General features: G+C 53.7%; 18 protein-coding genes. 5 read left to right on the top strand and 13 right to left on the bottom strand.

What is annotated here, in order from left to right; all coding sequences use genetic code 11:
• Nucleotides 1-25: 25 nt before the first annotated feature.
• From DW806_RS03150 to DW806_RS03125, 6 genes are all read right to left on the bottom strand, one after another.
• Nucleotides 26-1,723 carry a recombinase family protein gene (locus DW806_RS03150; RefSeq protein ID WP_118729070.1) on the bottom strand — a complete coding sequence of 566 codons (1,698 nt, stop codon included), beginning with the start codon at nt 1,721-1,723 and terminating at the stop codon, nt 26-28.
• 12 nt (nt 1,724-1,735) lie between these two features.
• Nucleotides 1,736-1,885 carry a hypothetical protein gene (locus DW806_RS15095; RefSeq protein ID WP_158578271.1) on the bottom strand — a complete coding sequence of 50 codons (150 nt, stop codon included), beginning with the start codon at nt 1,883-1,885 and terminating at the stop codon, nt 1,736-1,738.
• A 99-nt stretch (nt 1,886-1,984) separates the two neighbouring features.
• The gene (locus tag DW806_RS03145; protein WP_118729069.1) at nt 1,985-3,181 is read right to left on the bottom strand and encodes a RecQ family ATP-dependent DNA helicase; all 1,197 of its coding nucleotides are present in this window, start codon (nt 3,179-3,181) and stop codon (nt 1,985-1,987) included.
• On the bottom strand, nt 3,174-4,778 hold the full coding sequence (locus DW806_RS03140; protein ID WP_118729068.1) for a hypothetical protein: 1,605 nt from the start codon (nt 4,776-4,778) through the stop codon (nt 3,174-3,176). The genes DW806_RS03145 and DW806_RS03140 overlap by 8 nt, the downstream gene beginning before the upstream one ends.
• A 318-nt stretch (nt 4,779-5,096) precedes the next feature.
• On the bottom strand, nt 5,097-6,719 hold the full coding sequence (locus tag DW806_RS03135) for a hypothetical protein (RefSeq protein WP_147358068.1): 1,623 nt from the start codon (nt 6,717-6,719) through the stop codon (nt 5,097-5,099).
• 797 nt (nt 6,720-7,516) lie between these two features.
• A complete protein-coding gene (locus DW806_RS03125; protein WP_118729065.1) occupies nt 7,517-7,711 on the bottom strand; it encodes a hypothetical protein in 195 nt (64 codons plus the stop codon).
• A 250-nt stretch (nt 7,712-7,961) separates the two neighbouring features.
• On the opposite strand from DW806_RS03125, the gene DW806_RS03120 reads away from it, so the two are divergent.
• From DW806_RS03120 to DW806_RS03105, 4 genes are all read left to right on the top strand, one after another.
• Nucleotides 7,962-9,014 (top strand): hypothetical protein, encoded by a 1,053-nt coding sequence (locus DW806_RS03120; RefSeq protein WP_118729064.1) that lies wholly within the window; start codon nt 7,962-7,964, stop codon nt 9,012-9,014.
• Between the two features lie 194 nt (nt 9,015-9,208).
• Nucleotides 9,209-9,418, top strand: coding sequence for an S-layer homology domain-containing protein (locus DW806_RS03115; protein ID WP_158578270.1), 210 nt, complete (start codon nt 9,209-9,211; stop codon nt 9,416-9,418).
• An 11-nt stretch (nt 9,419-9,429) separates the two neighbouring features.
• Entirely contained in the window at nt 9,430-10,248 is an 819-nt protein-coding gene (locus DW806_RS03110; RefSeq protein ID WP_118729062.1) for an S-layer homology domain-containing protein, read from the top strand.
• A gap of 72 nt (nt 10,249-10,320) precedes the next feature.
• Nucleotides 10,321-13,095: an MBL fold metallo-hydrolase gene (locus tag DW806_RS03105; RefSeq protein WP_118729061.1), complete on the top strand. Its 2,775-nt coding sequence runs from the start codon at nt 10,321-10,323 to the stop codon at nt 13,093-13,095.
• Nucleotides 13,096-13,201: 106 nt separating this feature from the next.
• Here DW806_RS03105 and DW806_RS03100 read toward each other — a convergent pair whose 3' ends face one another.
• The 4 genes from DW806_RS03100 to DW806_RS03085 all read right to left on the bottom strand — a co-directional run bounded on the left by DW806_RS03100 (nt 13,202) and on the right by DW806_RS03085 (nt 18,204).
• Entirely contained in the window at nt 13,202-14,833 is a 1,632-nt protein-coding gene (locus DW806_RS03100; protein ID WP_117751237.1) for a solute:sodium symporter family transporter, read from the bottom strand.
• A gap of 115 nt (nt 14,834-14,948) precedes the next feature.
• A complete protein-coding gene (locus DW806_RS03095; RefSeq protein WP_118729060.1) occupies nt 14,949-15,962 on the bottom strand; it encodes a sugar ABC transporter substrate-binding protein in 1,014 nt (337 codons plus the stop codon).
• Between the two features lie 96 nt (nt 15,963-16,058).
• Entirely contained in the window at nt 16,059-17,237 is a 1,179-nt protein-coding gene (locus DW806_RS03090) for a Gfo/Idh/MocA family protein (RefSeq protein WP_118729059.1), read from the bottom strand.
• A gap of 34 nt (nt 17,238-17,271) precedes the next feature.
• Complete coding sequence (locus DW806_RS03085; RefSeq protein WP_118729058.1) at nt 17,272-18,204, bottom strand: sugar phosphate isomerase/epimerase family protein; 933 nt, start codon at nt 18,202-18,204, stop codon at nt 17,272-17,274.
• 224 nt (nt 18,205-18,428) lie between these two features.
• Between DW806_RS03085 and DW806_RS03080 the strand changes: the two genes are divergently transcribed.
• Entirely contained in the window at nt 18,429-19,283 is an 855-nt protein-coding gene (locus tag DW806_RS03080) for a helix-turn-helix domain-containing protein (RefSeq protein WP_118729057.1), read from the top strand.
• Nucleotides 19,284-19,486: 203 nt separating this feature from the next.
• Here DW806_RS03080 and DW806_RS03075 read toward each other — a convergent pair whose 3' ends face one another.
• Genes DW806_RS03075 through DW806_RS03065 form a run of 3 tightly spaced genes read right to left on the bottom strand, consistent with a single transcriptional unit; the run spans nt 19,487 to nt 21,838 of the window.
• Nucleotides 19,487-20,179: a class II aldolase/adducin family protein gene (locus tag DW806_RS03075; protein WP_110436230.1), complete on the bottom strand. Its 693-nt coding sequence runs from the start codon at nt 20,177-20,179 to the stop codon at nt 19,487-19,489.
• Nucleotides 20,180-20,191: 12 nt separating this feature from the next.
• A complete protein-coding gene (locus DW806_RS03070) occupies nt 20,192-20,851 on the bottom strand; it encodes an HAD family hydrolase (RefSeq protein WP_118729056.1) in 660 nt (219 codons plus the stop codon).
• Nucleotides 20,852-21,838: a transketolase family protein gene (locus tag DW806_RS03065; RefSeq protein ID WP_118479004.1), complete on the bottom strand. Its 987-nt coding sequence runs from the start codon at nt 21,836-21,838 to the stop codon at nt 20,852-20,854. It abuts the gene before it with no gap.
• Nucleotides 21,839-21,850 lie beyond the last annotated feature (12 nt).

The following is a 21,850-nucleotide window of genomic DNA, read 5'->3' as shown; positions in this document are numbered from 1 at the left end:
TTTTGAAGGCAGCATCACTGCTTTTTTATTCCAAATGCCAGCGCACGAGATACGTCACCGTATACTCACCCTGATAACCGGATCGCGCCCGCTGAAAGCTCATTTGCAGCTGTGAGTTAGAGGTTTGCATCTCAGATACGATCGGCTCTGCACCGGTGGTGAGGAAAATATCGAGCGAGATATGGGTTTTGCTCTCGTCCGAGTCCACGATGATATGGTCAACGAGCGCCTTGGACATCTCGCGCGAGAACCCGCAGCTCATCTGCCACCGTTCCTCGATAATGCGGCGCAGATTTTCCACCCGTCGGATACGTTCTTCCAGTGTCTTGTTCGCATTCTGTAGTTCTGTTCGCTGCTGCTCGAGGGCGGCAAGCTGCTCGTTGCAGGTCTCATTGCGCTGCTTGAACTCGTCGTTGGAGAGCGCACCCGCAAGCGCGAGGTCGAGCAGCTTGTCCTTGCGGCGGGTGACCGTTTCGATTTCCTGCTCGACTTGAGCAAGCGCAGGGGCGTTATCCTGCTGTGCGGCAAAGGCGCGCAGATTGTCGATGTACTCCTGCACAGCGGCTGAGCGCTCGTCCGTTATCTGCTCGAACACACGCTCTAAAATGCGGTCCAGCTCGCGGCTGTAAACCGTCGGGGAATTGCAGCCGCCGGTTTTGCCCTTTTCACGGTACAGCCTACAGTTCCAGCACTCCGCCTCGCCGCGGCTTTTGCTTTTATACACATGCCTGTGGAAAGTTGTGCTGTGCTTCGCGCAGATGAGCTTGCCGCTGTAGGCGTAGCGGTTCTGGGATGCCTGCGCGTGCGCCTTCATGGTCTTGCCGCGCGAGGCAAGCAGACGGTTAGCCCGCTCCCACAGCGCTTCGGGCACGATGGCAGGCACACGGTCGTCCTTATGCACGAGCCATTTGTCTGCACTCAGGCGGTAGCTGCGTTTGTCGCGGTAGTCGCGCGAGGCGTACCGCCGACCGGCATAGCAGCCCTTGTATTTCGGGTTGCGGATCATGCCGTACAGCGTGGAGTAGGTGAGTGGCTTGCCCTGCCGCCCGCGTACACCGCGGCTGTCCAGGTCGTTGGCAATGGCGCGGAGACCGAGGTCTCCGGCAGCGTAGCGCTCGAACACCTCACGGACGACGGCGGCTTCCGGCTCGACAATCTCCAATCGCCCGTCAACCTTGTTGTACCCGAACAGATTGTTCTGACCGAGCAGCACACTGTTCTCCTGCGCACGCTTAAAGCCGAAGCGCGTGCGTTCGGATAGCTTGCGTACCTCGTCCTGTGCGATAGAGGACATGATGGTGAGCCGCAGTTCGGCATCCTTGTCAAAGGTGTTGATGTTGTCGTTCTGAAAGTACACGCCCACGCCGCAGCGCAGCAGCTCGCGCGTGTAGCGCAGGCTGTCGAGTGTATTTCTGGCGAAACGGCTGATCTCCTTGGTGACGATGAGGTCAAAGCGGCCGCGTTTCGCGTCCTCGATCATCTTGAGAAACTGTTCACGTCCCTCGACAGACGTGCCGCTGATGCCCTCATCGACGTAGCCGCCGGCAAATCTCCAGTGCGGATTTGCGGCGATGTAGTCCTCAAAATAGCGTTTCTGGTTGCCGAGACTGTTGATCTGCTCGTCTTTGTCGGTCGAAACGCGGGCATAGTACGCCACAGCAAGCTCGGTATCGAAGATGCTGCGGCCCTGCGCCTGCATTTCGTCCAGTCTGCGGACGTCCATCAGGCGGCCTCCTTACGGCGTGCTGTGCAGCCGGGTTAGCTTGTCCGTCTGCACATGGCGGACAAAATCGTGCTCGTCGCGGGTGATGCAGCCGCTCTTCAGCATTTCGTCGTTGAGTGCGAGAATCTGGTAGATCTGCGCACACAGGAAATTGTTGGTCATGAAAATTCCTCCTTCTGGTAGTTAGGATTGCCGTGATGCGGGCGGTTTAATCATTCATACATATAAATATTATATCAATGACAGGCGTGGTTGATACGCTTATCGAAAGTACTTCGTGATACCCTTCCACACCTTGTTCGGCTCGCGCAGAACCTTTTTTAGCGCCTTCAGACGCTTTTTGCCGCTGGAAACGGTTTCGGGGTCGCGGCTGCTGTGGATAAGGTTTTTCACCACATACTCGTCCGACGGCGCGTAGAGCAGTACGGCGCGAGCTTTCTTTCCGTCGCGTCCGGCGCGGCCGATTTCCTGCGTGTACGCGTCAATGCCGATGGGCAGTCCGGCGTGCACGACCAGACGCACGTCGGGACGGTCAATGCCCAGACCGAAGGCGTTCGTAGCTACGATGATCGGACGCTTTTTCGTCAGAAAGTAGTCCTGCACGTGGGCGCGTTTGCGGCGTTTCATTTTGCCGTGATAAGCCTTCACTGGATAGTCACGAGAACGCAGCCATTTGGTGGTGCGCTTGACATCCTTGACGCGTGGGCAGTAGATGATCGTGGCACCGTGCTTGCGGTACTTGCGAAGTACATCGTCCAGCAGTCTGAGCCGTGCGTTCTGCAGCTTGCGGGTCTTTCCGGTCTTATCGCGGATGGTAATCTTCTTGACATAGATTTTGATATTTTTCCGACGAATCGGAAACAGCAGGCGCTTGGGGTCGTGCATGCACAGCCGCTCGGCGATGTAGTTGAGGTCGGAGCACGTGGCGGTCGCGGTGAACGCCAGCACCTGCGGGTGCTTGGGCAGCGACTCGATGAACGGCCCGATACGGCGGTAATCCTTGCGAAAGGCGTGCTCGACCTGCGGCAAAATATGCGCCTCGTCAACGACCACGCGGCGCACATGCGCGGCGACAAGTGCGGTGCGCACGTCCTCACGGCGGAGCTGCTCCGGCGCAAGGTAGAGAAGGCCGCCGTTTGCGGCAAAGTCTCGCAGAATATCAGCGTGCATGGACGTGCTGAGGTCGGAGTTCAGCAGGGCGGCGTGCACGCCTCTGCGCTCGAGTGCCTGTACTTGATCGCGCTGCAGCGCGCGCAAGGGCGAGAAAACAAGCGTGAGCGAACCCGGCTCATCGAGCAGTGCAGGCAGCTGGTACAGTAATGACTTTCCGCCGCCGGTTCGCAGCCGAACGAGGACATCACGTCCGGCAAGAATCGGCGTCAGTGCACGTTCCTGTTCATCGCGCAGATGTTCGATACCGAATGTCTGCAGTGCAGGATATATATCCCTATTATACATTATTGTCCTCCTCGTTGCCCGCCGGAATGGATGGAATGCTGGAATTTATGAACTTTTTCGTTGGGATTGCAAGATAGCGTCTGCCAGCCCCCTCAGTGTTGATTTTGACCTTTTCAGACGTGCAGAGCGAACGGTCCTTCAATGCCTGTACAACATCTTCGACAAGCTCGGGACCGACTCCGGCACGCTGCAGCAGACCAGCGAAGCGGTCGGGATGATAGACTAGCAGCGGCTCGTTCTGATACGTGTATTCGAACGCCGTTGTCTCAGCAAGTTCCTCGAGTGACTGCGGCCGCGGATGGATCGCGTCCTTGTAACGCTCCGGCTCGAGCAGGAAGGCAACACCCTTATCGATTGTTTCTGCGCGGGAAAGCTGTGCCTCTTTTGCGACGCGCTCAGCCTCGCCGGAGATGCGGTCGAATGCAGCACGGCTGTTTTCATTGGTCAGCAGAGCGTGGCGGATAAACTGCCGTGCAATGGTAATCCAGCGCTCCGGAAGATTCAGCCGGTAGGCGTGTGGATTGCCGGCAAGATCATCAATGGCCTCGTTGAGCGTGCCTGCTGCTCCAGAAATGCAGCACAGCAGCTTGGCAGCCGCCAGGCGAAGGCAGTCTGCGTCGGACTCGCGCGGAGCGTGTACCTGTTTGGGCACAGTGACGGTGTACGCATACGCCGCCGGAAAGGTATGCGTGGAGATGACGATGGGGAACGCGGCAAACGGGCGTGCCTCGGCGTTGCTGGTAAGCAGCCGAATGCGCGAATGCTGTTCGATCGTGTCGATCAGCAGCTTGCGCGGTGCGTCTCCGATCGGCTCGAGCAGAACGAGCCGCCCGCTCGCAGCGGGGCTGTACACCGGAGGCTGACTGTTTTCGAGGCGCAGCGTAAGTGGGCGCTCGAACGGCGCAGAGGGAGAGCGGAGCAGGTCAACCGTATGGAAGTGTTCTTCGAGGTTTTCGCGAACCGAAAGGGCCTGCGCGTTCGGCAGTGCGAAAACCATAAGGAAATTCGGGACGCTTTCCAGTGTCGATTCGCTCCATACGCTTGCGAGCAGTACGGCCTCGAGAACCGGCAGGACAAGCGGGTCATTCTGCAGCAGTTCGATGAATCGGGATTCGTCGAAAGCACCGAGCGACTTGACAGCCTGCGTATTGCTGAGAATGTCGGAAAAAAGTGCCGTTTCTGTAGAAAAATCTTTCTCGACGTACGCACGATTGCGGGATAAGGTGTCGCACATCTCGTATACAAGGTCAACCTCTCGGTCGCTGAGGTCAAGTCCAGGAAAGCGCGGTTTCTTGTCCCATGCGGTCGTGCGGACGGCATAGGTGAGGCGAATGTCTGATTGATAAATTACTACAATTTTCCAACGCGTATGCACATCGGCGGACGAAATGCCGACCGCACCGACCTGCTCGGCGAGAAACGGCACGCGCAGGTCGCTGGCAATCACAGCACCGCGGTTCGTGATGAAGTAATCGCTCGCATCGACACGATCGCAGAGCTTGGCGGGAAATGCGTCGTCGGGCCAGATTTTTTCAAGCAGGACGACAGCGTCAGCCGCATGCGCGGCAAGGGTACGGATAAGCTCTTCTTCGTTCATAATTTTGCTCCTTTTTGTGGGGGTGATGATTTGAAAAACGTTTTTCGCTGTTTGTGATTTTATTATACATAATGAAAGAACTCCAATCGAGTTAACGTGCTCACAGCAGGGGAAATGTAACAGCTAGTTTTGAAAAAAAGTAAAAATAGATATAATACGATTTTAAATAGAAATATTGTTCGGGAAATGTAATGTGTAATGATATGAGCAGGGAGAAAAGAAGATGTGTGCTCACAGCAGGGTAAATTTATGTTATGAAAAAAAACGACCGTCTGCACGAGACAGACGGTCGCAGTGAAAAATAGGAAATGGGAATGTTTAAGCATTCGCAAAAGGATCTTGATTCTGGCGAATGGAGTTCCAGTAATCAGCACCTTTTGAAAGATGGTCTTCAGCGCGTGAGATAAGCTGATCAGACGGCAACAAGAACCAACATGAATCAAGCAGTTTGTCTTCTGTGGAAAGCAATATATCGTACATCAGGTTAGTTAGAGTATCTTCTGGATAGAACCATTGGATTGTATGGGTCAGTAATGGAAAATCGGTACCGGACATCTTCAGCGGCAGTTTGTGAGGTACTTGTGCTGCATGTCCTTCATAGTTATCCACATACTGGGGATAAGATTGCGCGGTTTTCAAAAAGTTCTGTGCCCACAGCCAGAGATTTGTAACTTCAGATTCTTCATCTTCGTCCAGAAAAGAATCCCCCGGAAAGTAAACTTCATCAAGTGCAGGTGATGGAGCAGAGACCATCTGCTGTTCCAGAAGATGCGCTGTTACAAAAGCACCGATGAAATAGTCCGCGGTGGAGTAAGATGTGTTTGGATCAGAAGATGCCTTTGGCCAAATGATACGATGAAGACGGGTAAAAAACATCTTGGTACAGGGTCCGGTCACATAGTCATTCGGTTCAAGCAGTATCGGAACAGATGGAGGATCCCCTTCAAGCATATCGAGGGCATGTGGCTCACATTGAAACCAGAAGGGGTGGGTATATCCATACGAGTGATGTTGTTTCTTGTGCTCCAGAGACAGCTCGAGTGCGTCAGCGGTAAAATCATTTAGTGCTGCAACAAAAGAGGCAACAGCGGAGGGAAGCTCTTTTCTGGCTGCCTGTGCCTGTTTGCGGTATTTGCTGATTTCTTTGTTCAATGTTTTGTTATCCATCAGTTTTGATGGAATTGGCGGTATTTTAAATGATTTCGAATCCGAGAACAATGCACTTAGCGTACAGAAGATATCATCATACTGATGGCTGCGTTTTGCAGATTCCAATGCGGTCTGCAGTTTTTGCAAATAAACATGCAGATTGGTATCGGTATCTTTATTGGAATCCGAGGATACTTTTTTTAAGCTGGCTTCATTTAAAGTATAGGCCAATCGTCGCGTGATCTCTGGGGAACAAACCAGTTCACGGAATTGGCGTAATGCGGAGAATTGAGGATTTTCTACGAATTCAAGAGTGGAAAAGCAAAGGTAAAATAGTTTGCTGATATTGGTAGGAATATCGTTTTTATGTAGTTGCTTTTTTAAGCTGCAAAGAATCTTGTATCGATCCTCATCATAGCTTGTACAGAAAAAAGAATAATAGAGTTGCTTGTCCCAGTCGGGAGAGAGTGAATGACCACGCTTTTTGAGAAGATTAACGGCAAAGCGGTAATGCTTAAGTCGTTCTTTTGTAGTAAAGCAGTTGTATATCAATGGATCGATTGCGACAGCATCATCGGCGTTTTGAAAGCGGAGAAGTGAATTGCTGTTGCCTTCATCTTGAAATGCGAAACTGTAATACCGATTGGAAAATAGTCGGAGCCATTCTCGCAGCAGCTGAACAAGTTGGAAAAGCGAATAATAGTAATCACGGGTTGCATCTTTGAGATCGTATGAAGTTTCTGTTTGAAGGGCTTCATATAAATCTGTGATATCGTCATAAGAGGTTGGCAAATCCTCGCATACGACCGGAAAATCGTTATAATAGGCCAGAAGATTTTCGTAAGAAGTAGAGAAGTCTTGATGAGCAGTCTGAAGATTATCGTATAAATCAAAGTCATCATAGCGTAGCTGATTTTTTTACATACAATGGAGAAATCCTCATAGTAAGATAGAAGATCCGTATATGAAACGCAGACAGACCTATAGAAGGCTTGCAAGTAATTGTAAATATGTGGAGAATGATCATAATCATCATACAGAGAACGAATAAGTTCGTCACATGTAGAAAGAGAGAAATCATTTCGCTTGCAATGTGCCTGGTAATAACCAAAATATTTTTCAAGTGAATAGACGAAATAGGGGTGCTGTTTCATCAGAGGCAGGAAACAGGCAGGTGATAACATATAGCGCAGATCGCCTTTACGCAGATAGTTGTTATACAGAACGGTTATTGCTTGGAGAAATTCCATGTCCAGCGTTCGCGGCAGGAACGAATTGTCGTCTGTGTCGTTATAATAGCTGTGCAGCGGTTTGCGCCGGAGATTTGACATTTTGATGCTGTCGGATAGGTTGGGGAACAGCCAATCAAAATAGGCTTTGGATTCCAGAATATGGTTATTCGGGGGGTCCTTTTCAGTAGTTTGCGGGTGCAGGACAGTGCGAAATTCTTTTATACGGTACTGCTTTTCATATTTTTGAAGCGCAGCCATGATCCAGTCTGTGATGACACAGCTGATCAAAATGTCGTATAAGGATTGTTGTGTTCCGTTAAAAGTTGAGGTTTGTGTGTGCAGAAAAGATAGGAAATTTTATGTATGTTTCTGCAGATACGGAAATTTTTTTAGTTTTTTATCAAGCCAATTTGGCAGAGTCTTAGCGTTAGATTTAGATGGTTTCCAAGCAAAGAAAAACCGCAGATCATCTTCGACCTCTTGAATATTTTTTCGGAGTTTAAACGATTCGGAAGGGGATAGAAATTGAGGAGTTTCTTTAAATGTAATCATAAGAGTATCACCTCTATATATAAAGTACATTTATTCCAATCCTATAGGATATAAATGATCTATCCATAGGATATTTTCAATTCTCAGTTATAGTATAAACTGACAGGATAGTAATTGCTATATATTTCTATCTTGTATAACAAATATCGTTCTTGAATGATTACTGTTTATTACTGTATTGTTCGGACGATATAACTTTTTATCTGTGCACAACAGTCTGATAAAATTATAAAAGAAGAAGGTATATGAGATGGACATTTATCATTCTATACATACAATCACGTTACAGCGGAAGATTCCGCTTGAGGAAGTAAGCAGCTATCGCAGTCTGCTGTATGGCTTGTCTGACAGATATGGAACAGGCAGCTATCGAAAATCAGAAAATGAATACTATTTTTACATGTACGCACCGCAGGGCGTGATGATAAGCCTGCGGGCCGCGCGAAACTGCGGTTTTATCAAATTAACAATCAATCTCAATTCGCTGCTCTATATGGAGATACAGAGAGTAGCATTATTCAGCCCGTGCCGAGATTATATGAGAACACTGGACTGCAATCTGCGCGATATCCTGCGTGATGCACAGCTCGGCACACCGGAGACCTTCACATTTGCACGGGTAGACTTCAGCGTGAACGCAAAAACACCGGACCCGCTTGCGTATATTGCGTTGGCGCACAAGGGCGGTGTGCCGAACGGCTTTAAACAGACCTATCCGCGGTTTGACAACAAAAAGCGGAATAGACTCATTCGATACGCGTATTCCTACGATTTAACGTACAGCATAGAGGAGTATGCCATCTCGCTGTACTCCAAAGCGGATCAGCTGCGGGACGATTACAGCGCACAGCTGACCGACTATCAGCAGGCACAGGGTATACTCCGGCTGGAGGCGAAATACGGCGCCGCCATGCTGCAAAAGCACTTCGGCATAACCGATCTGTCGTATTCACCGGAATTGCTGTACCGGTTCCTGCAGGAATCATCGTGTATCCTGTGCAAAGCTATGCAGGACTGCTTTCCGGCGGGAACATATTACTCGCTTGCGGCGGTGCAGGAGCAGCTTGCCCAAGCGGGAAAATCCGTGCAGAGGGAGCGGCTGGGCACATGGATTGCGCAGACCTCACGCATGAGCAGCGCCTGCAAGGCACGCCGTGCGCTTTGCGCGGAACTTTCCGGCTCGCAGTATGCCGCACTGATGGTCTATCAGCGCACGAGCGGGATCAACCCGGTGACGATCGGTCGTGCATGGAAACGGAAGGCGCTGCCGAGTCTGCAGAGCGTGTTCGGCTTTGCCGAATAACCGGGGGATCTAACAATCGGACAACGAATCCCATAGGAATCGTACAACACAGAACGCAGGCAGGCGAAACTCCTGCGTATCGTGCAACAATTCTGGCTTTTCTTCATTTTCGCTTTGGTACGAACACGGTACAATAATGCCAGTAGGGAAAACGATGAAATTCAGCCGACACGAGTAAAGAAGGGAGAATGAAAATGAAACGCAAACGGATATGTGCATGGTTTATCACTGTGGCAATGCTGCTGACGATGCTGCCGTCAGCTTTTGCCGTATCATTTGCGGACACCCGCGGACACTGGGCGAAAGACGAGATCAACCGCTGGAGCGACCGCGGTGTCATTCAGGGCCACGACGGCGATTTTGAGCCGAACAGCCCGATAACAAGAGCAGATATGCGGTTATAATAGACCGCGTAATGGACTACCAGACTAAGGCGGAGAACAACTTCGCTGATCTGGGTACGGCGTACTACACCGACCCGATCCTGCGTGTAGCGCAGGCGGGCATTATGCAGGGTGACGGCAAAAATGTCCGCCCGAAGGACAAGATCACCCGTGAAGAGGCGGTCAGCATGCTGGCACGTGCACTGTCGGTAACAGTGGGCGGCAGCTCGACGAATTTTGCGGATAACAGCCGCATTTCCTCGTGGGCAATGTCAAACGTGGCAGCGTTTGCGGAGAATGGCTACATCGCAGGCCGCAGTGGAAACCGCTTTGAGCCGAAGGCGAATATCACCCGCGCAGAGGTCGTCAAGCTGTTAGATAACATGATTTCGGATTATATCACCGAATCTGGCACGGTAACACCCAAGGGCACCGATATTGTCATCGTCAAGACGTCTGGCGTTACACTGAACAAGACTAAGCTGAGCGGTACGGTTGTTCTCGGCGGCAAGGCCGGCGAAGTGAAGGCGACCGACTGCGAGATTACCGGCAAGGTTGTTAAGATTCACAACTCCACGCTGGTAACCAGCGGCAGCACGAGCACGGGCGGCTCGACCGGCGGTTCCTCGGGCGGTGGCTCGTCTGCACCGGCAGCACCGAGCGCGTACCCGCGCACCAAGGGGCAGGAGACCTCCAAGAGTCTGGGCGTATTCAACTATGACATGACCTATTTTGTCACGCTGACCGCACAGGACGGTGCAGACATTTACTACGAGATCGCGGAAGGCGCGGACAAGGCAGCCGTTCCGACCACGGCAAGCAAAAAGTTTGAAACCTACCAGTATCGTTAGATCGAGATCACCCAGCCGACCGCAAGTGCGGATGATCCGGTCACCAAGACCTATAACGTCAAGGCGATCGCGGTGAAGAACGGCAGAACCAGCAGTGTTGCAAACTGGAACTACGATGTTACCAGCATTCCGCACCACGAGCTGAAGGTAGGCGCACCCAAGGACTGGAACGGCAATGATGTTCCGGATGTAACGCTCATTCAAGATTACGATAGCGACAAGATGTATCTGGTGCAGGGTGCCAAGCGCGCAATGGTTCTGGATGCCGGCTACTTTGACGCAGACGACGCGGCCAATCTGTACGAGACCGCACGAGAGATCGTCGGCGAAGGCAAGCCGATCGACCTTATCATCGGCCACCCGCACCCCGATCATGTGCAGATGACGCACCAGTTCCTGTGCGAAGAAAACAAGAATCTGGGCGCTAAGGTTTATGTCAACGAGCGCGGTATCGACGTGCTGCGCGAGTACGTGGAGCAGTTCGGCGTAGCCTCCGGCATGTTCGCGGATAAGGACGCAGCAGACGCGGCCTACGCTGCACAGCTGAAAACGCTGAAAAACGGCGACGTTTACGACATGGGCGGCACCAAGTTCAACGTAATCGAGCTGCCGGGCCATCAGGTAGCAGGCATTATGCTGTTTGATACCGCGACCGGCAATCTGTTCACGACCGATCAGGTCGGCAACAACCGTGCACACATCACGGATTCGTTCTGGATGCAGTTCGCAAACCTGTCTTCGACGTTCTTCGCGGACTCGATGGACGTGTATCTGTCCTCTCTGCAGATCGCGCTGGAGCGCGTAGACAGCCTCGGCACAGTAAAACGCATTCTCACCGGCCATAACGACGTAGTGCTGGACGGCACAGCAAGCTATCTGGATAACCTGCAGACAGCGGTGCAGAAGGTCGTTGACGAGGGCGAGGATGCTATGACGCCGACGCTGCGCACGCTTGACAGCTTTAATGGATACCTCGAAAACACCAAGACTGTTGTAGTCGGTGACCGTCTGAAGGATATCAACTGGGTCGGCATCAACGTCAACCTGCAGAATTATCTGTCCGACGGCTACCGCAACGGCAACGAAGATAAGATTGCAGATCTGTCCAATCTGTCCGTACACAAGCAGGGCGAGAAGGGCAATCTGCTGTGGAACGACCCGAATTTCGGCATCAATGTAAACTGGCAGTACCCGACGGACGGCACCAAGCCGACCCGCAAGACCACGACCAGCTTTACCGCTGAGGCGGATGCTGACGCGACCTCGATCGAGATTGTTCCGACCGCGGCGTCCTCCGGCGCGAAAATTACGGTGAATGGCAAGACGGTAGAATCGGGCAAGGCGTATCAGGGCGCGCTCACCGGCGGTACTACGCGCTTCGTGATCAAGGTAACGGCAAAGAACGGTTCGGACAGCAAGACCTATACGCTGAACGTCAGCAAGAAGAACAGCAATCAGGTTGCAGCACCGTACACCTATACGGATTATGACAGCTATACCGACCCGTACTATCCGGATACGCCGGGTACCTTCACGGTAACGCAGTACATAGCGCTGTTCTCGGATACCGAGGGTGCTGAGATCAAGTATACGGTGGATGGTTCTGACCCCAAGACTTCGACTACGGCAAAGGTGTTCGACCAGACCAAGTTCAAGGCGGCTTCCGACGTCGGCGGTGCAGAAGTGAAGGAACTCATCACCATCGGCGCAGATACGGACAACTGGGACGGCAGTGCAAAGCAGACCAAGGTGGAACTAAAAGCCTATGCCTCCAAGGCAGGCATGGAGGACAGTGAAGTCGTAACCTTTACTTACACGATCGACCGCATGTCCAAGATGGAGCACAAGAGCCGTCTGATGTACGATATGGACAGCATGAAGGTTTGGAGCGTCATTGATTACGACAGCGATAAAATGTATCTGATCAAAGGCTCTAAGGGCGCACTGCTGATCGACGCAGGCATGGCACCGGCAGGCGCAAACAACCTGTATGAATACTGTAAGCAGTTGGCAGGTACGGATAATATTGATGTTTACATTTCGCATGGTCATCCGGATCATATCACGCAGCTGGGCGATTTCGTTCAGGCAGGCCGCAAGGTCTACATCAACGAAAAGGATATCCCGATGGCGCTGCAGTATGTGAACGACAAGACCGTAACGGCAGGCGACTTTACCTGCATCAGCGAAGGCTATCAGTTTGACCTCGGCGGCGTTGTGCTGGATAACTACGACATTCCGGGACATACGCCGGGCTGCATGATGCTGCTCGACAAGGCACACAACATTCTTTATTCGTCCGATCAGCTGGGCTGTAACCGCCGCAGCGTTGCAGATTCGCTGACTCTGATAAATAATGACGTTCGCGTACTGCTTTCAAGCCTGCGCATCTTCCGCGATAAGGTAACTGCACTGGCGGAAGCGGGCGAGATCGACCTCGACAAGCTGGTCGTCTGGAGCGGCCATGATGACTACGAGATTCACGATCTGCTCGGTCATCTGGATACGCTGATCACCGCCGCACAGAACATCGTGGACTACGGTCCGGCAACCGCGATGCGCGTTTCGGTACGCAATACCGGCGGCTCGGACGGCGCTTCTTTCGCGGGCGACCGTTATGCAAACGGCGGCACCGGACACTTCATCTGCATGAACGGCAGCAAGGCGAACGTTCTGGCAGGCGAGGATTACACCGCAGTAGACGAACTGGACAAGAAATACCGTTCGGACTATTCGGGCGGCATGTCCGGTGCAAGCCGCGCGGTGCAGGGCATATGTGTCCGTGCGCTGGCCATGAGCGGCGATACGCTGTTCCGGTTCTTTGAGCGGTTTGATCAGCTGGTGTGAGCAATAACAAAAGGCTCCTGTGTCACAAGACACAGGAGCCTTTTGCACCACTGCGGAGGGACACAGCGGCGCTGTCTAATGGCAGCAGTGCACGGGGAGTCGGACGTTATGCACCAATGCCGAGAGGCGAAAAGATAAGGTACATGATCGCAACAACTGCCGCACCGGCAATCGCCCAGACTTTGCCGCTCTTCCAGGGGGTCATATCCATGACCTTGGCATCCGGCATCTCCCACGCCAGCTGACGCGGACTTACCTTGATGCAGATTGCATAGATGATGCACTCGAGGACGAACAGCGCGAATACAACGTACAGATAGTGGAACCGGCTGAAGAACGGGATGACCTTGGTCAGACCGTACAGCACGATGTGGACCGGAATAACAATCTTTGGGGCGATGGCAGGCGCCTTTTTGCTCAGCAGACCGAACAGAACAGCGGTCAGCAGCGGCATGGAGAAGAAGCCCCAGCACTCATTGATGAAGTTCATAATGCCGGTGCCGAAGAACATGACGAACGGTGCAATGGCGATGGAAACCACGCCGACAACCGTACCGAAGATCTGGCCGACCTTAACGACCTTGTTGTTGGAGGCCTGCTTGCCCCAGATGGGCTGCCAAACGTTCAGCGTGAAGATAGTGGATGCGGAGTTCAGCACCGAGTTGAACGAGGACAGGATCGCGCCGAACATAACGGCTGCAAAGAAGCCCATCAGCGGCTTGGGCAGCACTTTCATAACGAGAAGCGGGTACGCCTGGTCAGCCGCCATGCCGACCGAGGTGTCCATCTGGCCGTTTGCAGCCAGCAGCTGGAACGCGATGATGCCCGGCAGAACGATGACAAATACGTCAAGGCACTTGAAGAAGCCGGCCCAGATCGCGCCCTTCTGGCTCTCAGCGAGGTTTTTGCCGCCGAGCGAACGCTGGATGATGGACTGGTTGGTCGCCCAGTAGAACAGGTTGTTGACGAACATACCGGTCAGCAGCAGCGGCCACGGTACTTCCGGCGGAAGTGCATTCGGCGCGGACCATGCGTTCATCTTTTCCGGCGTTGCGGAGATGAGGTGATCCAGACCGGCCATGAAGCCGCCGCCGTCCAGCTTGCCGAGGGCAAGAATGCCGAGGATCGGGATAGCGAAGCCGCCGATGATCAAACCGACGCCATTGATGGTATCCGAGTAGGCAACGGCTTTCAGGCCGCCGAATACCGCATAACACATACCGATGATGCCGGTGCCGATGCAGATGATGGTGATGGCGCTGAAATAGCTGATGCCGAACATACTCTCGAGGTCGAAAATCTTAACCAGTGCGACCGCACCCGAATACAGGATGGTCGGCAGCATAGTAACGACATACGCGATCAGGAACAGCAGCGAGAACAGGCGCATGGTGAAGGTATCGTAGCGCATCTCGAAGAACTCCGGGATGGTTGCGATGCCGCCGCGCAGCAGCTTGGGCAGGAAAACGAACGCCAGCACGATCAGCGCGAATGCCGAGGTGGCCTCCCATGCCATCGTACTCATGTTGCCCGCAAAAGCCTGTCCGTTCGTGCCGACAAGCTGTTCTGCGGAAAGGTTGGTCATCATCAGAGAACCGGCGATAACGATGCCGGGCAGTCCGCGTCCTGCGAGGAAGTAGCCTTCCTTGGTGGACAGGTCGTCATCGCGTGTTTTCCACCACGAGAGCACCGCGACAAGCACGGTGAACGCGATAAAGGTTGCGACAGTAAATGCCATTTTGTTGTTTTCCCCCTTGTTTTTTTTACTGTGTGGGCTGATTTTTGGGCGCGGAAAACCGCCTCCCCCTTTTGAAGAGGCGGTTTTCCGCGGTATTTCGTTGGTGCGAGTTTGATTAAGAGGTTCCCAGGCGCTTTTCTACCTCAGCGCGGCGTTCTGCGGCGTTGTCAGCCGTTACAACGGTAGCATCAGTTGCAATGAACTCATCCAGCTTTTTGCCGTTGAGCGCATCGACTGCGGCCTGCACGCCGAGATAACCAACATCGTAGCCGTCAACGGCGACGGTCATGGTCTCCTGACCGGCAAGAATAGCATCAATGCCCGCCAGATTGCCGCCGACGCCGACAAAGATGGTGTTCTTGTACGCCGGAAATGCGGCTGCTGCACGAGCGGCACCGGCTGCCATATCATCGTTGTTCGCTACGATGATGGATACGCCCTCCGGATGTGCCTGAATGATGGCCTCCATGCAGGTAACGGCCTTGTCCGCTACGCTGTCTGCGTACTGCGTTTCCGCAGAGAGATACTCGCCGCCAGCTTCTGCAATGCCCTGCTTAAAGCCTGCAATGCGTGCCTCCGAGGTGGAGTCGCCCTGCACACCCATGATGCCGATGGCGGTAATCTTATCCCAGCCCTTATCCTTTGCTGCCTCAACAGCGGACTTGCCGCCCATTGCGGCCAGCTCCTCATTGTTGAAGCCGACAAAGCTGAGCACCTTGTCCGAGTCGATGGCGGTATCAATCGCCACGATTGGCAGGTCGGTATTTGCAATTTGTGTTGCAACGGTTTCCGCCTGAAGCGGCGCAACCACCATTGCATCACAGTCATTCGCGCTGAGCGTGGTTTCGATCATGGAAAGCTGCTCGTCATATGCGGTCTCCGAGCTTGCACCCAGAACATCAACAGTTACGCCCAAATCCTTGCCGGCCTGCTTGCAGCCGTTGCCGACATACTGCCAGTACTCGGATGCGAGCGTTTTCAGAATGACCTTGATATGGTAATCCTGCTGTGTGGTCTGGTCGGCCGTGTCACCGCCGTTATTTGTCTTTGCGGTGCTGCCGCCGCAGCCTGCGAGTGCGCTCATCAGCATTGCACTGGACATCAATACAGCAAGTAATCTCTTTTTCATAATCTTTTCCTCCAAAATCAGTTCTTTATCTTTTTTCTTTACTTTTGAGAGAGTTGCCGGAGAGAAGAGAGAGGTGCTGAGAAAACAGCGTTGGTTTTATTCGTAATCGACCCAAGCAGAGCCGTTATTTGCGGATTCTACGCACTTTTCAATCCACTTGATACCCTGTGCGCCGGCCTTGACATCCGGATACCAGAAGTCGCCGTAAGCGCCCTTGTCCGCGTCAGCCATAGCGATTGCGAAACGTGCATACAGGTTGCTCCACGCCTCGAACAGACCCTCGGCATGGCCGCCGCCGATACGATCCTCGACACGCGCCTCGTCGGTCAGGTAGCCTGCGCCGCGCTCGAGCACGCGGGACGGCTCGCCTTCTACCTCGTACAGCATCTGGTTCGGACGCTCGTCATCCCACTCGAGAGATGCCTTGGAGCCGACTACGCGGATTTTATGGTAGTGGCGTGCGCCGCTGTTGATCGAGCTTGCCCAGCAGTAGATCTGAGCGCCTGCCTGTACGTTTTCGCTGCCCTTGAGGTTCATGATAACGAAGGCGTTGTCCTCCAGCTCACGACCCTCAACGAAGGAACGCTTGGTGCACATCAGGTTGTCGATCTTCATATCCGGGATCATCGCCTCGATGATGAACAGCGGGTGCGTGCCGACATCACCGAGTGCGAACGACGGACCTGCCTTGGACGGGTCAAAGCGCCACTTTGCGGACGGAACCTTGTCCTCGATCTTGAAGTTGTAGCCGCCGAACGCGAAACTCATGTTGATAACGCGGATCTCACCGAGATCGCCGTTTTTGATCATCTGGCGCGCCTGCTGGATCAGCTGATGGCCGGAGTAGCCGTAGGTCACGCCGACAACGCGGTGCTTTTCTTCCGACAGCTTGACCAGCTCGTCTGCCTGCTCGGAAGTGAAGCACAGCGGCTTTTCGCAGACAACGTGCAGACCGGCCTCGAGAGCAGCCTTGCAGACTTCGTAATGCATGCCGTTCGGCGTTGCGATGGACACCGCCTGTACACCGTCCGGACGCTTGGCCTCCTCAGCGAACATGGTCTTGTAATCCGGATAGCAGCGGTCTGGGTCAACGTGCAGCTGCTTGCCGAAGTCCTTGCCGCGCTCCGGATCAATGTCGAACGCGCCGGCAACCAGTTCAAAGTTGAAGTCGCGCAGTGCAGCCGAGCGATGGATGTAGCCGATCTGGCTGCCACGACCGCCGCCGACCATGCCCCAGCGAATGGGATTTTCTACTCGTTTTTCACCGTAATACATCGAAGAAACCTCCTGTAATTATATCATATTCTTGTTAAATCTCGTAGCCGACCGACTTGAGATAATCAACGCTTGCCTTTACATCACGCAGGCTGGTATCCGAGTTGCGCGGATCGCGCTCCTGCTCGATGGTGATGTAGCCGGCGTAGCCGATGTCGCTCAGTGCCTGCTTGATGGCCGGATAGTCGAGCGAACCTGTGCCGATGGGACACATGGCACCCTTGCCGCAGCCGTCGAAGAAGCGGATGCGCTCGCCGAGCACCTGACGGTAAACGGTTTCGTTTACGTCTTTGAAGTGGACGTAATCCAGCTTATCGGCGTACTTTTTGAGGTACTCCACCGGGTCCATGTGCGAGTAATACAGATGGCCGGTATCCAGACACAGACCGGCGACCTCATACGGGATATCGCGCACGACCTTTGCAATCTCGTCGGAAAATTCAATGTAGCCGCCCGCGTGCGGATGGATGACTGGGCGTACACCCCATTTGTTCGCGCGTTCACATACAGCGCGGACGTTGCCCATGAATCGCGCCCATTCCTCATCGGAAAGACGCGGCGCGGTGTCCGGATGGCCTGCGGCGTAGTCGCGCTCGTCATGTCCCCAGTCCATAACGGTCATGTACGGCGTGGGGAACTTCTGGCCGTCGTGGGTCTTGAGCACCGGCAGCTTGGGATCGGTGATTAGACGGCAGATGTCGTCAACCGCGTGCAGCACGCTCTCCTGATTGTCCGCGTCGAGCAAATCGTGGAAAATGGTGCCTGCCACGATGGCAAGACCGTTCTTGCGAAGCTCGTTGGCTACCAGCTCTGCGTCAATCGGCAGGTAGCCGTAGGGGCCAAGCTCGATGGCGCTGTAACCGGCTTTACCGGCTTCCTCCAGTACGCGCGTCCAGGGCGGTAAATACGGATTCTTGGGGTCATCCACACCCCAGCAACAGGGTGCGCCACAGATTTGAATGCTCATAATTGAAAACTCCTTTCGCTGTTTCCGTGAAGTTTTTGTTCTTTTTGATGATTTTATTATACTATTCCGGCGAATATGGTGTTTCTTTGTTCTTGCGTTTTGTTTTGTGAAAACTCTCGAAATATTGCACAAAAAGCAGGGGTATCAATTTGGTTTATACGGATTCTTGCGGTCTGCACCAAAATACGATATACTATACCTATATTCGCACAGGGGGAAAGAGCATGGCGGAAGAAGTACGTTTTGTATCCGGTCAGATGCCGAGTCTGCTGTACGCCACCAAGCAGATCGTAGCGGCATCGACTATCACACGCGCCATCCATCGGCATGAGCGGTTCACGGAAATGCTGTATGTCTATCAGGGGGCGGGTCAGTACATCGCGGGCGGCTACAGCTATCCGATCCGCACGGGGGATATCTTACTATATAATCAAGGCGATCTGCATGAAGTCACCTCGTCCCTGCAACACGAGATCGGTACGTTCTGCTTTGGCATTTCCGGTCTGCAGCTGTGCGGACTGCCGGAAGGGCATTTCACCAAGGCAGAAAACGGATTTGTGCGTCCGGCGATGGACGAGATTGACCACATGCAGTCGCTCAGCGAACTGATTTACGAGCACGCGGAACGGAGAACGTCCTACTCGGATGAAATCGTCGCACAGCTGCTGCCTGCGCTGGTGCTCCTGTCGGCCAATCTGCCGCCGGATGCGCGCGCCGCCGATCAGCCGCATAATCTGGTGCTGGCGAACCGTATCCGGCAGTACATCGGCACGCATTTCACCGAGCAGCTGACACTCGAGGATATTGGAGAGGCGATGTCCATGTCGCCGTATCATCTGGCGCATATTTTCAAGGAGATCACGGGTATGTCGCCCATCCATTATATGATACGCTGTCGTGTCGGTGAGGCGCAGAACCTGCTCATTTCCACCGATTACAGCGCAACGCAGATTGCCGCCATCGTCGGCTACACCAACGTAAACCACTTCAACGCCATTTTTGCGAAGCTGGTCGGTCTGCCGCCGATTCGGTATCGCAGGAAGTATCTGGAGAATATGCAGGGCAGCAGACTGCAGTAAAAGAACCTCGTCAAAGAATGCAGCGGATTCTCTGACGAGGTTTTAGATATTCTACAGGAATTTTATAATGGTGCGGACGATGCCCGCTAAAAAATCAGGACGGAAGGCTCGAGAGACCTTCCGTCCTGATTTTATTAGAGGGGTGTTGTCTTAAGGTTTGGTTTGGAAATTTCTATCTGAGTGAATAGGTAGACTGTGTGAGTTTAGTCGATTCGCTTTACCAGATCCTCCGGAATCTTGGCAGTGCCCTGACCGTAATACTGGAATACGTCAACCATCTGCTGAATCTGCGCGTCGCTCATCTGCTTGATCTCGCCGTTGACGCAGGCTGCGCGGGCAGCCAGATAGCATTTTGCGGCTTCTTCGAGGTAGACCGCAGCGTACAGCGCCTGATTGAGGTCCTTGCCGACCGTCATAACGCCGTGCTGAGACAGGATAACGGCATGACCGTTGCCGACGTACTTGACGGTATCGATGCCCATATCGATCGAGCCGGCAGCCGAATACGGCGTGATCGGCACATTGCCGCCGGCGGCATTGGCCAGTGCGGTGATGCATACGCGGAACTCGGTCAGGCCCGGAATGAGCGAAACCGCAGTCGCATACGGCTGGTGGGTGTGGATAACGGCGTTGATATCCGGACGCTCGCGGAAGATATGCAGGATAGCCGGTGTGTCGGACGAGGGCTTGCGGGTGCCTTCGATGACATTGCCGTCGATATCCATGACGATCATATCATCCTCGACCATCTTCTCATACATCATGCCGGACGGCGTAACGAGAATCTCGCCGGTCGGCATGCGTACGCTCAGGTTGCCGCAGGTCAGCGATACCAGCTCATAACGGTCGAGCAGGATACCGGCTTCGATGATTTCTTTTTTCATTTCCGAAAACATGGTGAATTCCTCCTAAAAAATCGTGAGCAGCTGTTCCGGTTTGCGGACGATGAATTCCGGATGGTAGGGCAGCAGCATTTCGAGCGGCTGATAGCCCCATGCGGCAGCAGCGGCTGCCGTTTGCGTGTTGCGTGCGGTCTGCATGTCCACATCGGTGTCACCGACATAGAGTATCTGCTCACGTGGTATGCCCAGCTGATCAAGCACAGGGTCCATCGAGTGCGGATCGGGTTTGGAGATGGTCTCTGGCGTCTGTCCGACGCACAGCTCCATCGCATCTCCGAAAAATCGGTCGATGAGCGCACAGGCAACGGCGTTGGGTTTATTCGTCAGAACGGCGTTCTTGATGCCGCGGCGGTTCAGCTCCGCAAGCGTTTCACACACCCCTGCATACGGCTGGGTGAGATAGGTGAAATCGCTGAGGTACGCGGCGCAGTCGTAATCGCGTATCGCGGGCTGAAGTGCGGCAACCCGATCAGGCGGGCAGCCGCCGAGCTTCAGCAGCTTATGGTAAAACTCCGCGATAGAAAGGCGGCACAGGTCACGGCATTCGTCGAGTGTAATGTCGTGAAAGCCGAAATGACGAAGGGACTGGTTACAGTAATGGTGAATGGTCGGCAGGGTATAGAGCAGCGTGCCGTCCAAATCCCAGACGCAGGCGCGAAAGCCCATTTATACCTCCAGGAAGTCTACAAAGCGAACGGCTTCCAGATCGGACTCTGCAACGCCGAGCTTCTTGCCGGTCAGGTCCTCGACAGCGGATACGAGGTGCATGGCATCAATGCCGTACTTCTTCATCAGATACATCTTGGACGCACCGTGCGGATAGCCCGGCAGGCCGATCTTGACCAGACGCTTGCCCAGTCCGTTCTCTGCGATAACATCAGCAACAGCGGAGCCGAGACCGCCGATATCCAGATGGTTTTCGATGGTAACAACGCCGTACTTGCTCTTATTGATGGCCTCAACGATGGTCGGGTCGGTGAACGGCTTGAGGGTGGAAACGTGCATATGCTGTACGGAAACGCCCTTTTCCTTCAGAACTGCGGTAGCGCGCATTGCTTCCTCGGTGCAGATGGAGGAGGACAGCAGAACGATGTCATCGCCTTCGCTCAGCACGCGGGCACGGTTGAACTGCATCGGCTCGTTTGCCGGGAACAGGCGCGGAACTTCCTTGCGAAGCATGCGGATGTAAACCGGACCGTTGTAGTTGTATGCCAGATCGAGCACGCCTTCGATTTCGGTCGCATCACCGATGTCGAAGATGGCCATGTTCGGCACCGTGCGAAGTACGCCGATGTCGTTGATGGACTGGTGGGTAACACCGCCCGGCGTGGTAATGCCCGGCACAAAGCCGACGAATACAACCGGCAGATTCGGATAAGCAACACTCATTTCCAGCTGATCGAGGATGCGGCGATACAGGAATACCGCAAAGGTGTGCAGGAACGGACGGTAGCCTTCACGGCACATGCCGGCTGCCCAAGAGCACATGTTCTGCTCAGCGATACCCATGGTCAGATAGCGGTCCGGGTAGGTCTGGCGGAACTTTTTTACTTCGCAGGAGGAGCCGAGGTCGGCCGACATAACCAGAACCTCCGGATGCTCGGCTGCGAAGCGAATCATATTTTTTTCATGTGTATTAACTTCGATCTTCATTTTGAACTCCTT

The sequence above is a fragment of the Butyricicoccus sp. AM32-19 genome (assembly GCF_003480365.1).
In the GTDB taxonomy this organism is placed as follows: domain Bacteria; phylum Bacillota; class Clostridia; order Oscillospirales; family Butyricicoccaceae; genus Agathobaculum; species Agathobaculum butyriciproducens.
The sequence above is the reverse complement of the archived record's forward strand: the minus strand, read 5'-3'. Positions and strand labels throughout refer to the sequence as shown.

Coding starts and splice junctions, on each gene's coding strand:
- DW806_RS03145 (WP_118729069.1), bottom strand. CDS start 3,181: ATGTATAATAGGGATATATATCCTGCACTGCAGACATTCGGTATCGAA.
- DW806_RS03140 (WP_118729068.1), bottom strand. CDS start 4,778: ATGAACGAAGAAGAGCTTATCCGTACCCTTGCCGCGCATGCGGCTGAC.
- DW806_RS03075 (WP_110436230.1), bottom strand. CDS start 20,179: ATGTTTTCGGAAATGAAAAAAGAAATCATCGAAGCCGGTATCCTGCTC.
- DW806_RS03110 (WP_118729062.1), top strand. CDS start 9,430: ATGGACTACCAGACTAAGGCGGAGAACAACTTCGCTGATCTGGGTACG.
- DW806_RS03085 (WP_118729058.1), bottom strand. CDS start 18,204: ATGAGCATTCAAATCTGTGGCGCACCCTGTTGCTGGGGTGTGGATGAC.
- DW806_RS03095 (WP_118729060.1), bottom strand. CDS start 15,962: ATGAAAAAGAGATTACTTGCTGTATTGATGTCCAGTGCAATGCTGATG.
- DW806_RS03125 (WP_118729065.1), bottom strand. CDS start 7,711: ATGATTACATTTAAAGAAACTCCTCAATTTCTATCCCCTTCCGAATCG.
- DW806_RS03150 (WP_118729070.1), bottom strand. CDS start 1,723: ATGGACGTCCGCAGACTGGACGAAATGCAGGCGCAGGGCCGCAGCATC.
- DW806_RS03080 (WP_118729057.1), top strand. CDS start 18,429: ATGGCGGAAGAAGTACGTTTTGTATCCGGTCAGATGCCGAGTCTGCTG.
- DW806_RS03115 (WP_158578270.1), top strand. CDS start 9,209: ATGAAACGCAAACGGATATGTGCATGGTTTATCACTGTGGCAATGCTG.
- DW806_RS15095 (WP_158578271.1), bottom strand. CDS start 1,885: ATGACCAACAATTTCCTGTGTGCGCAGATCTACCAGATTCTCGCACTC.
- DW806_RS03120 (WP_118729064.1), top strand. CDS start 7,962: ATGGACATTTATCATTCTATACATACAATCACGTTACAGCGGAAGATT.
- DW806_RS03100 (WP_117751237.1), bottom strand. CDS start 14,833: ATGGCATTTACTGTCGCAACCTTTATCGCGTTCACCGTGCTTGTCGCG.
- DW806_RS03090 (WP_118729059.1), bottom strand. CDS start 17,237: ATGTATTACGGTGAAAAACGAGTAGAAAATCCCATTCGCTGGGGCATG.
- DW806_RS03065 (WP_118479004.1), bottom strand. CDS start 21,838: ATGAAGATCGAAGTTAATACACATGAAAAAAATATGATTCGCTTCGCA.
- DW806_RS03070 (WP_118729056.1), bottom strand. CDS start 20,851: ATGGGCTTTCGCGCCTGCGTCTGGGATTTGGACGGCACGCTGCTCTAT.